This is a genomic window from Methylobacterium sp. EM32 (genome assembly GCF_040593685.1).
Taxonomy (GTDB): Bacteria; Pseudomonadota; Alphaproteobacteria; order Rhizobiales; family Beijerinckiaceae; genus Methylobacterium.
Map to the genome: position 1 here is coordinate 20,404 of NZ_JBEXZS010000022.1, position 14,563 is coordinate 34,966.

The following is a 14,563-nucleotide window of genomic DNA, read 5'->3' on the forward strand; positions in this document are numbered from 1 at the left end:
GACGGGCGGCCTTGATGTCGCCGCAAGACCCGCGTCACCCAGAAGACCCGCGTCACCCCGGCCGCGATGCTGTTCAATTCCTTCCCGTTCCTCCTCGGCTTCCTGCCGGTGGCGCTCGTTCTCCACGCCCTCGTGGCCTTGCACCGGCCGGGCTGGCGGCTGCCGCTGCTGGTCCTCCTGTCGCTCGTCTTCTACGGCTGGTGGGACCCGTTTTTCGTGCCGCTGCTGGTGGCGTCGATCGGGCTGAACTGGCTCGTCGCGCGCTGGTTCGCGAGAAGTCGCGCCGCCCTGCTGATCCCGCTCGCCATCGCGGCGAACCTCGCGGTCCTGGCCCTGTTCAAGTATGCGGGGTTTCTCGCCGGCCTCGCGGCGCTCCTGCCGGGGCTCCACGACCTGTCCCGGCCGAGCCTCGCCCTGCCGCTCGGCATCTCGTTCTTCACCTTCCACCACGTGATGTACCTGACCGACCTGCGCGCCGGCCGGGCGCCGCAGATGGACCTGACGCGCTACGCCCTCTACATCGCGTTCTTCCCGCAGGTGCTCGCCGGGCCGCTGGTGCGCTGGAGCGAGATCCTCCACCAGTTCGACGAGAAGCCCTACGCGCGCGCCGATGCCGCCGAGCGGATCGGGCGGGGCCTGATGCTGCTCTGCATCGGCCTCGCCAAGAAGGTCTTCCTCGGCGATCCGCTCGCGGCCTACGCCAATCCGGTCTTCGAGGCGGCCGCCGCCGGCAAGGTCGTGAGCGTGGCGGAGGCCTGGCAGGGCACGCTCGCCTTCACGTTCCAGATCTACTTCGATTTCTCCGGCTACACCGACATGGCGCTGGGTCTCGCGCTGCTGTTCGGGATCGTGCTGCCGCAGAACTTCGACGTGCCCTACCGCGCCACCTCCCTGCGGGAATTCTGGCGGCGCTGGCACATGACCCTGTCGCGTTTCCTGCGCGACTACCTCTACATCCCGTTCGGCGGCAACCGCCGGGGTTTTGGCGTTCAGATCGCCGCGCTCTTCGCCACGATGACGCTCGGCGGCCTGTGGCACGGCGCCGGCCTCACCTTCGTCGCCTGGGGGGCGGCGCACGGCGCAGGGCTGGGGGCCGGCACCCTGTGGCGCCGGGCCGGGCTTCCGATGCCGGCGCTGCTCGGCTGGGCCCTCACCTTCGCCTTCGTGGCGCTGACCTGGGTGCTGTTTCGCGCCACCAGCTTCGAGGCGGCGATGGCGGTGTTCAAGGGGCTGTTCGGCCTCGCGCCGGTCGGTCACGGCTTCAAGTGGCGCGCCTTCGTGCCCGCCGCCCTGGTGGCGCTGGTCGGGCCGACCGCCTGGGCGGCGGTCCACCGGCTGCCGCCGCGGCCGGCCCTGGCCCTCGCCTTCGCGGTGCTCCTCGTCGCGGTGCTGCTGCGCATCGGTGACGACGCCAATTACGAGTTCATCTACTTCCAGTTCTGAGGGGGCCGATCCGATGCGCGCTGACCCTCCCGCCTCGCCCGAGGCCGCATGGCGCCGCTTCTCCGTCCGCCTCGTCGTCGCGGCGGGGCTGCTGCTCCTCGGCTACCTCGCGCTCGCGCTCGCGGTCGATCCCTACGACACCGGCCGGCCCCGGCTCCTCGACCGCGACGGCGTGCGCCCGCAGGGGCCGCGCACCGCCACGGCGAGCCGGGGGCGCGACCCGGCCTTCGCGGCGGCGATCATCGGCAACTCGCACATCCAGCTCATCCGGCCGGCGAACCTGCGCGAGGCGACCGGCCTCCCGTTCGTCCAGCTCGCGGTGCCGGGCACTGGGCCGGGCGAGCAACTGCTCATCGCCGACTACTTCCTGCGCCACCATCCGCGGGCGCGGGCCCTGGTGATCGGGGCCGATTCGTTCTGGTGCACCGGCGATCCGGCCCTGCCGATGCAGCGGCCCTTCCCGGCCTGGCTCCTCGCCGAGGACTGGGCGAGCTACCTGCGCGGCCTCCTGCGGGTGCGCGTCGTCGGAGAGGTCGTCAACCGGATCGGCTGGGCCCTGCGGACCGCGCCGCGCCGGGCTGCGCCGGACGGCTACTGGGATTACGAGCCGGATTACCTCGCCCTCGGCGATCCCGACATGCCGGCGCGGGTCGCCTCCCGCGCGCTGCAGGCTCCGGCCGATCCCGATCCGGGGGAGGGCGGGCCCGACTTCCCGGCGGCGGCCGCCTTACGCGCCCTGGCGGAGCGCTTGAGCCCGGACACGGCTTTGGTCCTGGTCTTCCCGCCGGTCTTCGCGGCGACGAAGGCCCGGCCCGGCACGCCCCGGGCCGCGGCGGAGGCCGCCTGCCGCGCCGCGCTCGCCGGCGCGGTCGCCCCGCGGGGCCGCGTCGTCGACTGGTCCGGCGACCGGCCCGAATTGCACGATTCCACCCTGTTCTTCGATGCCAGCCACTACCGCCAGCCGCTCGCCCGCCGCATCGAGGCCGACATCGCCGCCGCCCTGCGGGAGGCGAGGGCGACCGGTACAGATGCTCCACGACCGTGACACGTTTGCAGCAGGGCACCGGCGTCCCCTGGTCCGGTCCTTGCGTGCCGGTGCAGGGACATTGTGATGTCGTGCAGCCTCAATTATAGGGCTGCGCCAAGTGGGCCGCGGCCATGATGCCGGCTGCGGTCAGGACAACAGCGGTTTTCCGAGGGGCGCGATGGCGAAGATCGTGATCGAGGAGGGTTATGCCCCCAATGACGCCGAGCCCTTCATGAACGAGCGTCAGCGGGAGTATTTCCGGCGCAAGCTCCAGGGTTGGAAACAAGACATTCTGCGCGAGGCCCAGGACACCCTGGTGGCGCTGCAGAGCGAGAACGAGAATCACCCCGACCTGACCGACCGCGCCTCGTCGGAGACCGACCGGGCGATCGAGCTCAGGGCGCGGGACCGGCAGCGCAAGCTGATCGCCAAGATCGACGCGGCCCTGTCCCGGATCGAGGACGGCTCCTACGGCTATTGCGAGGAGACCGGCGAGCCGATCTCGCTCAAGCGCCTGGAGGCGAGGCCGATCGCGACCCTCTCGCTGGAGGCCCAGGAGCGCCACGAGCGCCGGGAGCGGGTGTACCGGGACGATTGAGGGTCACCGCTCTTGAACCCTCCCCCGCAGAGGGGGGGAGGGTTCACGCGCTGCGCCCGTGCGGTTCATCCTTGCAGTACTGAGAAACGAGAGCGGCCCCGGCGGGGAGTGCCGGGGCCGCGCCGCGTCCGGGCGGCTCAAGGGGGGAGCGGGCCGACCGGTGCGGGATCTCTGGTGACCGCTCGTCAGAACGGCACCGTTCGGTGCGAACGTTCCGTTCGCTAGAACGGCAGCACGATGTCCAGGAATTGCTGGCCGTAGCGCGGCTGCTGCACGTCGGTGATCTGGCCGCGGCCGCCATAGGCGATGCGGGCCTGGGCGATCTTGCTCGAATCGATCGTGTTGTCGGACTCGATGTCTTCCGGCCGCACCACGCCGCCGACGATCAATTCGCGCACCTCGAAGTTGATGCGGATCTCCTGGCGGCCTTCCAGCACCAGGTTGCCGTTCGGCAGCACCTGCGTGACGATCGCCGCCACGTTGGTGGTCACCGTCTCGGCCCGCTGCACCGAGCCGGCGCCATCGTTCGAGGTGGTGGAGTCGGTCGTCAGCATCTTCGCCGGATCGATGCCGGCGAGCAGCTTGGTCTTGGTCTCGAGGCCGAAGGCGTTCGGCATCCCGAACGATTCGCTGTTCGAGCGCGAGCGCTTGGTCTCGTTGTTCAGGTTCGCCTTGTCGGTGACGTTGATCTTCACCGTGACGAGGTCGCCGACCTTGGCGGCGCGCTGGTCCTTGAAGAAGGCGCGCGAGCCGGTGCGCCAGAGCGAGTTCGAGGCGTAGGAGACCGGCTGCACGTCCGGCATCGGCAGCCGCACCGGGCGGTAGCCCGGTTGCGCGGTCGGGTCGTCGATCGCCGAGAGCACCGGCGTCGCGCCGATATTGGTGAGCCGGTCGGCGGTGTTGCAGCCGGCGAGCAATGCGCCCGATAAGCAGAGGAGGGCGAGGCGGGTCACGGTCATCGCAAGCCTCCTCACGGCCGGGCCGAGGCGAGCCGGGCCGGGGCGGCCGGGGCCGCCGCCGCCACGGGCATGATCGGCGCCACGGTGACGCGGCCGGGGCCGATCACGGTGGCCTGGATCACCTTCTTGGAGACCGGGTTGATCACCCCGATCACCGCCCCGAGGGGACCGCCCTCGCGGGCCTGGCCGCGCAGGGCCAGGGCCACGCCGGGGGTCTCGTACACGATGGTGACCGCCTCGCCGCGGGCGACGAGGTCGGGCCGGCTCAGCTCGCCGGCGCGCAAAGCCGTGCCGGCCCCGAGCGACTTCTGCGCCACCTGGCCGATGAAGGCGGCGGCATCCGCCGCGCTGTCGGCCGGCAGGCCCTCGCGCGGGCGGCGCTCGACCGCGATGTCGGGGGCCGACAGCGTCTCGCCCCGGTTGACCGCCCGGGTCAGCACCGCGACGTCGGCCATCTCGACCACCTGGCCCGAGACCCGCAGCGAGGCCTGGCGCTCGCCCACCACCACCAGGGCGGAGACCCGGCGGCTGCGCGGATCGTAGGTGACTTCCTGCGCGGTCACCGACGCGATCAGGTCCGGCGGCACGGTGAGCAGAGGCGGCTCGCCCTCGAAGGCGACCGTGACGAAGCCGGCATCGAGGCCGCGGACCTTGGCGAGCGCCGCCTTCACGGCGCCCTCGATCTCAGGCGCAGCGATGCGGCGGGCCGCGCGCTGGACCGAGATCTGGAGCCGGCCGCCGCTCTCCGGCGCGTCGAGCCCGAGCCCGGCCGTCGCCTCGACGATGCGCCGGACCTGGATCGTGCCGGAGGTGCCGAGCGCGGGCGCCCGGAACAGCGCCTTCTGGGCGAGCGCTGGCGGCGCCCCGGCGACGAGGTCGCCGAGCGTGATCACGTCGCGCTCGGCGGTGATGTCGCCCTTGAGCGCGAGGCGGGCGCCTTCCGCCAGCACCGGCAGGGTGAGGAAGCCGAGCGCCAGTAGCGTGAGCGCGGTGCGCGAGAGGATGCCGGGCCCGAGCAGGGCGCGGCGGGCGTCCCGACGGGCGGGAGCGCGGACGACGGGCGCGAGATCGATCATCGGAGCGCTCATCCGCGGAACATCTGCGAGGTGGTGGAGAGCATCTGGTCGGCGGCGGTCACGACCTTCGAGTTCATCTCGTAGGCGCGCTGCGCGGCGATCAGCGACGAGATCTCCGAGACCGCGTTGACGTTGGCCTCTTCGAGGTAGCTCTGCTGCAGGTTTCCGAACCCGTCGGTGCCGGGATTGCCGGTGATCGGCGGGCCGGAGGCCAGGGTCTCGACGAACAGGTTGTCGCCGATCGATTCCAGGCCGACCTTGTTGACGAACCGGGCCATCTGGATCTGGCCGAGGTTCTGCGGCGCGGTCTGGCCCGGGATCTGCGCCTGCACGATGCCCGAGGCGCTGATGGTCACGGCGGTGGCGTTGTTCGGCACCGTGATGTTCGGGTTCATCAGGTAACCCTCGCGGGTGACGATCTGCCCCTGCGCGTCGAGGTCGAACGAGCCGTCGCGGGTGTAGGAGGTGCGCCCGTCCGGCATCGTGACCTGGAAAAAGCCCTCGCCGCGCACGGCGATGTCGTAGGTCTTCTCGGTCGAGGTGAGGGTGCCCTGCGACATCACCCGGGCGGTCGAGGTGGTCTTCACGCCCGAGCCGAGGGCGAGGCCCGCCGGCAGCTGGTTGTTCTGGTCCGAGGTCGCGGTGCCGGCCCGGCGCAGGTTCTGGTAGAGCAGATCCTGGAAATGCGCCTGCTGGCGCTTGTAGCCGGTGGTGCGCAGGTTCGCGATGTTGTTCGAGATGACTTGGACGTTGAGTTCCTGGGCCGCCATGCCGGTGGCGGCGGCGTAGAGCGCGCGCATCGTCTAAGGCTCCCGGTTACGCGTTGCCGACGTCGGCGAGGCGCTGGATCGCCTGGCCGCGCATCGAATCGAGCCGCGAGACCGTGTCGGAGACGAGCTGGTAGACCCGGCTCACCTCCAGCATCCGGGTCATCGCCAGCACCGGGCGGACGTTCGAGCGCTCGAGCGCACCGGGCTCGATCCGCCCCTGGGGGCCCGCGGGCTGGGCGGGCGTGTTCGACGAGTAGAGGTTGGCGCCGGCATTCGTCAGGCCTTGCGGATCCGCGAAGGTGACGAGGCGAAGCTTGCCGCGGGTACCCTGGTTGGTCGAGACCGTGCCGTCCGGCCCGATCGCGAGCCCGGTCTCCTGCTGGCCGATCTGGATCGGACCGCCGTCGCCGAGCACGGCGTAGCCGTCGCTCGTCACGATCTGGCCTTGCGCGTTCATCTCGAAGGCGCCGTTGCGGGTGTAGCGCTCGCCCTGCGGCGTCTGCACCGCGAAGAAGGCCTCGCCGCGGATCGCCGCGTTGAGCGGGTTGCCGGTCGGCTCGATCGGCCCCTGCTGCAGGTCGAGGGGCGTCGCCGCATCGATGACGTAGGACACCTTGCGGTCGGGGGGCTGGAAGGTCTCCGCGCTCGCCTTCGGCATCAGGTATTCCTGGAAGCGCGTCGCGCGCGCCTTGAAGCCCGTCGTGGTGACGTTGGCCATGTTGTTGGCGATGACCTCGAGCTCGCGGCCCAAGGCCATCTGGGACGAGAGCCCGATTAACTGAGCATTCTGCACCGGCTACTCCCCGACGATGCGTGGTGACGGGCCACCCCGCTCCCCAGCGGCGGACCCGAAAACCTCATCGCAGGCTCCGTGCCAGGCCGGGCCACGGGGATTTCTGCTGCTATGGCAAATGCTTGGTTAATCTGAGGCGCCGCCGGAGCCCGGCGTTTCGTGCCGACCCGGCAGGATCGACCGGGCAGAAATTGCCGCCTTAACGCCGCGTTAACCGTCTTCGCACACTCTCTGGCAACGGTCCGGCGACGGATTCTCAAGGGTTGGACGGCGGGCGATGGCCAAGAAGCCGAAGAAGGCCCCGGCGCCGGAGGGCGAGGGGGAAGGCGAGGAGGGGGCGGTCCCCGCCGCCAAGAGCCGGAAGAAGCTGATCCTCATCGGCGCCGCCGCCGTGCTGCTGGCGGCCGGGGGCGGCGGCGGCTTCATGGTGATGCGCAGCCGCGCGGCCCATGCCGAGAAGTCGGCCGCCGAGCAGAAGGTGCCGGTCGCGTTCATGGACATCCGCGAGATGACCATGAACCTGATGCCCGAGCCCGGGCAGACCCAGCCGCGCTTCGTGCGCCTGAAGGTCGCCCTGGAGGTGCGGGACGCTCGTGTGGCTTCCGAGATCCAGCCGCTGATGCCGCGGGTCGAGGACACCTTCCAGGTCTTCGTGCGCGACCTGCGCGTCGGCGACTTCGAGGCTGCCGGCGGCACCTACCGCCTGCGCGAGGAGCTGCTGCGCCGGGTCAACGTGGCGGTCTACCCCGCCAAGGTCGACGCCGTGCTCTTCAAGGACTTCATCATCCAATAACAATCCTCTAGCGGGATTTGGTGCTTCCGTGGCCGGACCTGACGACAACGACGACGACTGGGCCGCGGCCCTGATGGAGCAGGGCGGAGGCGGCGACGCCTCGCTCGCGGAGGAATGGGGTGCGGCCCTGGCCGAGCAGGGCACCACCGCGCAATCGAGCGACATGGCGGCCGAATGGGCCAACATGATCGACGAGGGCGAGTCGGAGAACCTGCCCGAGCTCGCCGGCAACGACCGCATCCTGAACCAGGAGGAGATCGACCAGGTCCTCGGCTTCTCGCTGCGGGAGCTCTCGGCCTCGGGCGCGGGCGGTATCCGGGCCATCGTCGATTCGGGCGTCGTCTCGTACGAGCGCCTGCCGATGCTCGAGATCGTCTTCGACCGGATGATCCGGTTGCTGTCGACGAGCCTGCGCAACTTCTTCCAGGACAACGTCGAGGTCACGCTCGACAACATCACCTCGGTGCGCTTCGGCGACTACCTGAACGCGATCCCGCTGCCGACCCTGCTCGGCGTGTTCCGGGCCGATGCCTGGGAGAATTCGGGCATCGTGACGGTGGAGTCGAACCTCGCCTACTCGACTCTCGACCTCCTGCTCGGCGGCAAGCGCGGCGGATCGAGCATCCGCCTCGACGGGCGGCCGTTCACGCCGATCGAGATGCAGCTGGTGCGGCGGATGGTCGAGATCATCCTGACCGACCTCGAGGCGTCGTTCCAGCCGCTCTCGCCGGTGCGCTTCCTCATCGACCGGATCGAGACCAACCCGCGCTTTGCCACCATCACCCGGCCGGCCAACGCCGCGATCCTGATCGACCTCAAGCTCGACATGGAGGGCCGCGGCGGCCTGCTCCAGATCCTCTTTCCCTACGCGGCGATCGAGCCGATCCGCGACCTGCTCCTGCAGAGCTTCATGGGCGAGAAGCTCGGCCGCGACCACATCTGGGAAAGCCATCTCGCCACCGAGATCTTCCAGGCCGACGTCGCCGTCGAGGCGGTGCTGCACGAGATGTCGCTGCCGTTGCGCCGGGTGCTGTCGCTGGAGGTCGGCGACACCATCATGTTCGACGCCAAGCCCACCGACCTCATCACCCTGCGCTGCGGCGACTGGGCGATGACGCAGGGCCGGATCGGCCGCCTCGAGGACAGCATCGCCGTGCAGGTGACCCGCCCCTTGCGCCGCGCCCGCACCACCCTCGCGGCCTTCGAGGCCTCGATGCAGAACCGCAACGACGGTTGAAGCCCGCCATGCGTCCCGTCACCTCCCTCTTCTCCCGCAGCGAGGCCGTTTCGTGAGCCTGATCGTCAGCATCCTGGCCGACCTGCTGGTGGCGGTCCTCCTCGTCGCCTGCATCGGTACCTCGGTCAGCCTCGGCCGCCGCATCACCCGCCTCAAGGGCGACGAGACGGCGATGCGCCAGACCATCGGCGACCTGATGGTGGCGACGGAATCCGCCGAGCGGGCGATCCTCGGCCTGCGCACCACTTTGGCCGAGTGCGACCGCACGCTCGCCGAGCGCCTGCGGCTCGCCGAGCGCACCAATGCCGACCTTGCCGCCCAGCTCCAGGCCGGCGACGAGGTGCTCTCGCGCATCGGCCGCATCGTTTCCCAGGCCCGGGCGGCGGTGCCCGGCGAGGCGGCGCCCCAGGCCGCGTTCGGGCAGACCGCCCAGCCCGCCTTCGCCCAGCCCGCCTTCGCGCCGCAGGCCGAGGCCGCGCCGGCCTACGCCCCCGCCGCGCCGGCGGCCCCCGTTCCGCCGCCTGCGCCCGAGCCGCGGCCGGTCTCCACCGGCGAGCGCCTCGGCGCCGCCGCCGCCGCCGCCCGCGCCCTCAGCGAGCGGGCCCTGAGCCGCCTGCAGGCCCAGGCCGCATGACCCTCGCGCTGCTCCTGCGCCGCTTCGCCGGGCTGCCGCCGACGGAGAGCCCGCCCGCCGCGGCCGGCATCGCGGCGCAAGCGGCCGCCACGCCCGGGGCCGCGGCGCCGAAGGCCGCCGCCCCGACTCCCACGGCTGCGGCACCGGGCGCCGCGGCGGCGAAGCCCGCCGGCACGCTGCCCGCCCGGGTCCCGCAGGCCCCCCCCTCCGTCGCCGTGATGGTGCAGCGCCTGCTGGCGAACCCGGTCTGGCGCGGGCCGACGATCCGCCTGCGCCTCGTCGACGCCGTGGCGGTGGCAGCCGCGGGGCTCCTGCTCCTGAAGGTCCTCGCCCTCCTCGAGGCCGGGCCGTCCACCGGCGCCCGCTTCGCCGAGTTCCTGGTCCATGCCCGCTCCGGCTACGAGCCCCTCGACCCGACCATCACCGGGTCGCTCTCGCCGAAGGAGGCCGCGCCGGCGCCCGCATCCCCGCCGCCGGAGGCGCCCCGGCCAGTGCCCGAGCCGGCCTCGTCCTCCGAGCGGGCGATCCTGGAGAAGCTCGGCGCCCGGCGCGACGCCCTGCAGCAGCGCTCGCGCGACCTCGAGACCCGCGAGCAGCTGATCGAGAATGCCGAGCGCAAGCTCGAGACCCGCATCAACGACCTCAAGACCCTGGAGCAGAAGGGCGACGACGCGGCGGCCAAGCGTGCCGAGGCGGAAGCCGCCGGGCTCAAGTCCCTGGTGACGATGTACGAGACGATGAAGCCGAAGGAGGCCGCCCGGGTCTTCGACCGACTGAAGCTCGAGGTGCTGGTGCCGGTGGTGGTCGGCATGAATCCGCGCAAGATGGCCGAGGTGCTGGCGGTGATGCAGCCCGAGGCCGCCGAGCGCCTGACCGTGGCCCTCGCCCAGCGCGCCCGCGGCGCCGGCGGGCCGAAGGCCGCCGCCATCGCCCCCGGCCTGCCCCCCGGCGAGCTGCCGGCGATCGACGGGGCGCGCTGAAGCGCCCCGGCCCCCCTGGATTAAGCGCTCATTAGCCCTGTGGCGGCATGGTACCGGCGCAAGGATGACTGGGCGGGTGCGATGGGTTCGACGGGCAGGAGCCGCCGCGCTGCGGCGCTGATCGCGCTGGCGGCTCTGGCCGTCGGGGCGGGCGCGGCCGACGCGGCGCAGCTCGTGGCGATCCAGGGTAGCGAGCAGAAGAATTTCGGGCGCATCGCGCTCACCTTCGACCACGGCGTGAAGGTGACCGCGAAGGTCACCGGCGGCGTGCTGGTGGTGAACTTCCGCGAGCCGGTGACCGGCCAGCGCGAGCGCTTGGCTGCCGAGATGCCGGCCTATGTCGCGCAGGTCCGGCGCGATCCGGACGGCGCCGGCCTGCGTGTCGCGCTCCAGGCCTCCTACAAGGTCAACGTGCTGGAAGCGGGCGAGCGGGTCTTCATCGACCTGATGCCCGAGGGCTGGACTGGCCTGCCGCCCGGCCTGCCGCCGGAGGTGCTGGCCGACCTGTCCCGCCGGTCCGAGGAGCTCAGCGAGCGCCTGCGCCGCGAGGCCGTCCGGACCCGGCGCACGGCGCTGCGCCTCGAAGTCGCCACCCTGCCGACCCTCACCCGCCTCTCGGTCCGCCTGCCGCGGGAGGCCGAGGTGGCGCTGGAGCGCGCCGGCGCGGAGGTCCGCCTACGCATCCCCGGCGCCTACACGATCGACTCGACCGAGGCCCGCGCCGCCCTGCGGCCGGCCGCGACGGCGCTCGCGACCGAGGCTGGGACGGATGCCGCCCGCCTCGCCCTGACGCTCGGCGAGGGTTTCACCGCGGAGGGCTACCGCGAGGACGATTCCTACGTCCTCGACCTCGTCAAGCCGGCGGGCAAGAAGCCGGACGACAAGAGGGCCGACGACAGGAAACAGGACGACAGGAAGCCCGCGGCGGGAGCGCCGGACACGTCGACCGCCACCGCGGCCCCGGCCGAATCCCGCCCCCAGGCCGAGGCTTCCCCGCCCGCCGAGGCGCCGGCGCCCGCCCCGGCGGACCAGCCGGCCGGCCCGGTCCAGGCCCGGGTCGTCCGGGCGGCCCAAGGAACGGGCCAAGGAACAGGCCAAGGCCTGCGGATCGCCTTCCCGTTCGCGGCCAGGCCGCCGGCGGCCCTGTTCGAGCGCGGCGGGGTCGCCACCCTGGTGTTCGAGAGCACCGCGGCGGTCTCCCTGCCGTCGCTGCCGGCGGGCGCGCCGGCGAGCGTCGCCGAGGGGCCGCGGGCGGAGGGCGCATTCACGGTGCTGCGCCTGCGCCTCGAAGCCGGCGTGCTCGCCCAGCTCGCGGCGGGGGAGGGGCAGGGCTGGGACCTGGTGCTCGGCGACGCCGCCCTGCCGGGGGGCGACGTCCTGGCGGCGCAACGCAGCGCCGATCCCACCGGCCGGCCGGCGGTGACGGTGCCGCTGGCGCGTCCCGGCGGCACCCTGTGGCTGGAGCGCGACGGCGAGCGCATCGCCGTGGCGACGGCCCGCGGCCCGCGCATCGCCGGGCTGCCGAAGCGCGGCCGATTCGTCGAGTTCGAGCTGCTGCCGACCCGCCAGGGCGTCGCCGTGCTGGCGGCGGCGGACGACCTCGCCGTGCGCCCGGGCCTCGCCGAGGTGACGATCACCCGCCCCGGCGGCCTGTCGGTCTCGTCGACGGTGGTCGAGACACCGGACGCCGCCCAGGCCGCCCAGGCCGCCGACCTGCTGGTGCAGCCCGACCGCTGGCGCGAGGACCAGCGCGGCGACGTGCGCGCCCGCCTGCGCGCCGCCGAAGCCGCGGCCGCCGCGGCCGAGCGGCCGGCCCGCTCCACCGCGCGCCTCGACCTCGTCCGGGTGCTCCTTTCCAACGATTTCGCGGCCGAGGCCGCCGGGGTGCTCGCCCTGGCGGTCCGGGAGGATCCGCCATTCGCCGCCGACCGAGCGGTGCGGCTCCTCTCGGCCATCGCCGCCCTGCGCCTGAACCAGGACGCGCGGGCGGCCGGCTTCCTCACCCCCGACGGCAAGCGGGCGCTCGATCCCGAGCTGCGGCTGTGGCGCGGCGTCGTCGATGCCCGCGGCCGGCGCAGCGCCGCGGCGGTCGCCGCCTTCAAGGCCGGGCTGCCGCTGATCGAGGCCTATCCGGACGACTTGCAGGTGGCGCTCTACCTCACGGCGGTGGAGGCGGCCCTCGATGCCAAGGACCCGGCCTTCGCCCAGCGGGCGCTCACCGCCGTCGCGCCGCTGGCCGAATCGGGCCAGGCCCGCGACCGGCTGACCTTCCTCAAGGCGCGCTTCGCCGAGGCGATCGGCCAGGACGGCGAGGCCCGCCACGCCTACCAGCAGCTCGCCGAGACCGCGGCACCGGCCATCGCCGCCGAGGCGACCCTGCGGGCGGTCGATCTCGGCCGGGCCACCGGCACGATGACGCCGGAGGCGGCGGTCGACCGGCTCGAGCGCCTGACCCTGACCTGGCACGGCGAGGCCGAGGCCGAGGCCCTGGCCCGACTCGGACGGCTCTATGCCGGAATCGGCCGCTGGCGCGACGCCTTCGCGGCCGCCCGCAAGGCCAACCGCCTCTTCCCCGACCACCCGGCGACTCGGGGGCTGCACGACGACACGGTGGCGTTGTTCTCCGCCCTGTTCCTGTCGGATAAGGGCGCGAGCCTCGGCAAGATCGAGGCCCTGGCCCTGTTCTACGACTTCAAGGAGTTCACGCCGATCGGTCGCCAGGGCGACGAGATCGTGCGGCGCCTGGCCGACCGCCTCGTCGCCCTCGACCTCCTCGACGCCGCCGGCGACCTGCTGCAGCATCAGGTCGACCACCGCCTCACCGGCGCAGCGCGGGCGAGCGTGGCGGCCCGCCTCGCGACCGTCCGGCTGATGGAGGGCGAGCCGCTGAAGGCCCTCAAGGTCCTGCAGAACACCCGCCTGCCGGAATTGCCGGCGCAGATCCGCGACGCGCGCCTGCTGCTCGAGGTCCGCGCCCTCTCCGACCTCTCGCGCACCGACCTCGCCCTCGAGCTGCTCGAGGGCAATGCCACCCCGGAGGCGGCGCACTTACGCGGCGACATCCTGTGGGGCGCGCGGCGCTGGCGCGAGGCCGGGGAGGCGCACGAGGCCCTGCTCGGCACCCGCTGGCGCGAGCCGGGCGCCTTGAGCGACGCCGAGCGCGGCGACGTGATGCGCGCAGCCATCGCCTACGCCCTGGCCGAGGATCCGCTGAGCCTCGACCGCCTGCGCACGAAGTTCACCGCGAAGATGGCCGAGAGCCCGGACGCCCGCACCTTCAGCCTCGTCGCCGCGCCGAACGCCTCCGGCACCGCGGCCTTCCGCAGCCTGGTGCGCCAGGCGACCAGCGCCGAGACGCTGACCGACTTCCTGCGCGCCTACCGCGCCCGCTACCCCGAGAGCGCCGCGCCGGAGCGGCCGAAGCCCGAGGCGAGCCCGGCCCCCGCGCCCGAGGCCCGCGGCGCCGGCGGACCGTCGCCCGGATGAGCGACCGCTCGGCCGCAGCCCCGTCCGGACGGTCGAAGCGGGGCAGGCGCCGGCCAGGCAGCAGGTCGTAGGGCGCCCGCCAGCCGGGCAGAACGGCGATCCGGTCGAGCCAGGCCCGAATCGCCGGGTGGCTCGCCGCGGGGTCGTGGCCGGTCTCGTCGGCCGGTCGCCTGGGCGCCGAAGTCGGTCCAGACCGGATTGGATGTTTCGCTGCACAGGGCCGGCATCAGCGCCAGCTTGTCGCTGTCGCCGGATTAGGGACGATCGTGGAGGCGGCAACGGCTCACGGGCAGGATCCGTCCGGATCAGACCTCGCCCTCGCCCGCCGGGGCGGACCGGGGCCGCGGCTCGTCGCCGGTCGCGCTGGTGCCGGGATCGAGGGCGTCGGGCTTGCGGGCCGCGTCGTGGTCGGCCGGGGTCACGCCGGCCTTGGCGGCGGCCGCGTCCTCGTCGCGGCGGGTCAGGTGCGGGCGGGCGGTGAGCAGGTCGTCGCGGCGCTCAGTCACGGGCGGGTCCTCCGGTTGGCGCAGCCCAACGCTGGGCAGCCCGGACCGGTTCGCCATCTCCACAGCGTTGAGCGCCTGCAGGGATCGCGAGGACGTCTTGAAGCGTGAGAGCGGTTTCGAAGCCCGATCGGCTGATGCCCCGCTCGGGGCCGGCATCAACACCGCTTGAGGGTGTTGGTGCCCAGGAGAGGACTCGAACCTCCACGGCTTGCACCACTGGTACCTGAAACCAGCGCGTCTACCAATTCCGCCACCTGGGCC

13 protein-coding genes and 1 tRNA gene are annotated in these 14,563 nt (G+C 72.8%); 8 read left to right on the forward strand and 6 right to left on the reverse strand.

Annotated features, from left to right (window positions below; all coding sequences use genetic code 11):
- The first annotated feature begins 66 nt into the window (after positions 1 to 66).
- The 3 genes from ABZT49_RS03610 (at position 67) to dksA (ending at position 3,068) form a co-directional block, all read left to right on the forward strand.
- Positions 67 to 1,443, forward strand: coding sequence for an MBOAT family O-acyltransferase (locus ABZT49_RS03610; RefSeq protein ID WP_355283142.1), 1,377 nt, complete (start codon positions 67 to 69; stop codon positions 1,441 to 1,443).
- Positions 1,444 to 1,456: 13 nt separating this feature from the next.
- Complete coding sequence (locus ABZT49_RS03615; protein WP_355283145.1) at positions 1,457 to 2,488, forward strand: hypothetical protein; 1,032 nt, start codon at positions 1,457 to 1,459, stop codon at positions 2,486 to 2,488.
- Positions 2,489 to 2,648: 160 nt separating this feature from the next.
- Positions 2,649 to 3,068: an RNA polymerase-binding protein DksA gene (gene dksA, locus ABZT49_RS03620; RefSeq protein ID WP_060847286.1), complete on the forward strand. Its 420-nt coding sequence runs from the start codon at positions 2,649 to 2,651 to the stop codon at positions 3,066 to 3,068.
- Between the two features lie 221 nt (positions 3,069 to 3,289).
- Here dksA and flgH read toward each other — a convergent pair whose 3' ends face one another.
- The 4 genes from flgH to flgF are packed head-to-tail and all read right to left on the reverse strand — an operon-like array spanning position 3,290 to position 6,666.
- On the reverse strand, positions 3,290 to 4,027 hold the full coding sequence (flgH, locus tag ABZT49_RS03625; RefSeq protein WP_109973309.1) for a flagellar basal body L-ring protein FlgH: 738 nt from the start codon (positions 4,025 to 4,027) through the stop codon (positions 3,290 to 3,292).
- A gap of 11 nt (positions 4,028 to 4,038) precedes the next feature.
- Positions 4,039 to 5,103, reverse strand: a complete 1,065-nt coding sequence (gene flgA, locus ABZT49_RS03630) for a flagellar basal body P-ring formation chaperone FlgA (RefSeq protein WP_355283148.1) — start codon at positions 5,101 to 5,103, stop codon at positions 4,039 to 4,041.
- 8 nt (positions 5,104 to 5,111) lie between these two features.
- Complete coding sequence (gene flgG, locus ABZT49_RS03635) at positions 5,112 to 5,903, reverse strand: flagellar basal-body rod protein FlgG (RefSeq protein ID WP_355283151.1); 792 nt, start codon at positions 5,901 to 5,903, stop codon at positions 5,112 to 5,114.
- A 16-nt stretch (positions 5,904 to 5,919) separates the two neighbouring features.
- The gene (flgF, locus tag ABZT49_RS03640) at positions 5,920 to 6,666 is read right to left on the reverse strand and encodes a flagellar basal-body rod protein FlgF (RefSeq protein ID WP_355283152.1); all 747 of its coding nucleotides are present in this window, start codon (positions 6,664 to 6,666) and stop codon (positions 5,920 to 5,922) included.
- A 277-nt stretch (positions 6,667 to 6,943) separates the two neighbouring features.
- Between flgF and fliL the strand changes: the two genes are divergently transcribed.
- The 5 genes from fliL to ABZT49_RS03665 all read left to right on the forward strand — a co-directional run bounded on the left by fliL (position 6,944) and on the right by ABZT49_RS03665 (position 13,796).
- Complete coding sequence (gene fliL / locus ABZT49_RS03645; RefSeq protein ID WP_355283155.1) at positions 6,944 to 7,459, forward strand: flagellar basal body-associated protein FliL; 516 nt, start codon at positions 6,944 to 6,946, stop codon at positions 7,457 to 7,459.
- A 28-nt stretch (positions 7,460 to 7,487) separates the two neighbouring features.
- On the forward strand, positions 7,488 to 8,696 hold the full coding sequence (fliM, locus tag ABZT49_RS03650) for a flagellar motor switch protein FliM (RefSeq protein ID WP_355283158.1): 1,209 nt from the start codon (positions 7,488 to 7,490) through the stop codon (positions 8,694 to 8,696).
- 52 nt (positions 8,697 to 8,748) lie between these two features.
- Positions 8,749 to 9,330, forward strand: a complete 582-nt coding sequence (locus tag ABZT49_RS03655; RefSeq protein ID WP_355283161.1) for a DUF6468 domain-containing protein — start codon at positions 8,749 to 8,751, stop codon at positions 9,328 to 9,330.
- Positions 9,327 to 10,310 (forward strand): MotE family protein, encoded by a 984-nt coding sequence (locus ABZT49_RS03660; protein ID WP_407943438.1) that lies wholly within the window; start codon positions 9,327 to 9,329, stop codon positions 10,308 to 10,310. Before ABZT49_RS03655 ends, ABZT49_RS03660 begins: the two co-directional genes overlap by 4 nt.
- A gap of 81 nt (positions 10,311 to 10,391) precedes the next feature.
- On the forward strand, positions 10,392 to 13,796 hold the full coding sequence (locus tag ABZT49_RS03665; RefSeq protein ID WP_355283164.1) for a hypothetical protein: 3,405 nt from the start codon (positions 10,392 to 10,394) through the stop codon (positions 13,794 to 13,796).
- Between the two features lie 305 nt (positions 13,797 to 14,101).
- Here ABZT49_RS03665 and ABZT49_RS03670 read toward each other — a convergent pair whose 3' ends face one another.
- Both ABZT49_RS03670 and ABZT49_RS03675 read right to left on the reverse strand, forming a co-directional pair.
- Positions 14,102 to 14,302: a hypothetical protein gene (locus ABZT49_RS03670; RefSeq protein ID WP_355283167.1), complete on the reverse strand. Its 201-nt coding sequence runs from the start codon at positions 14,300 to 14,302 to the stop codon at positions 14,102 to 14,104.
- A gap of 175 nt (positions 14,303 to 14,477) precedes the next feature.
- Positions 14,478 to 14,562, reverse strand: a tRNA-Leu gene (locus ABZT49_RS03675).
- Between the last annotated feature and the right edge of the window lies 1 nt (position 14,563).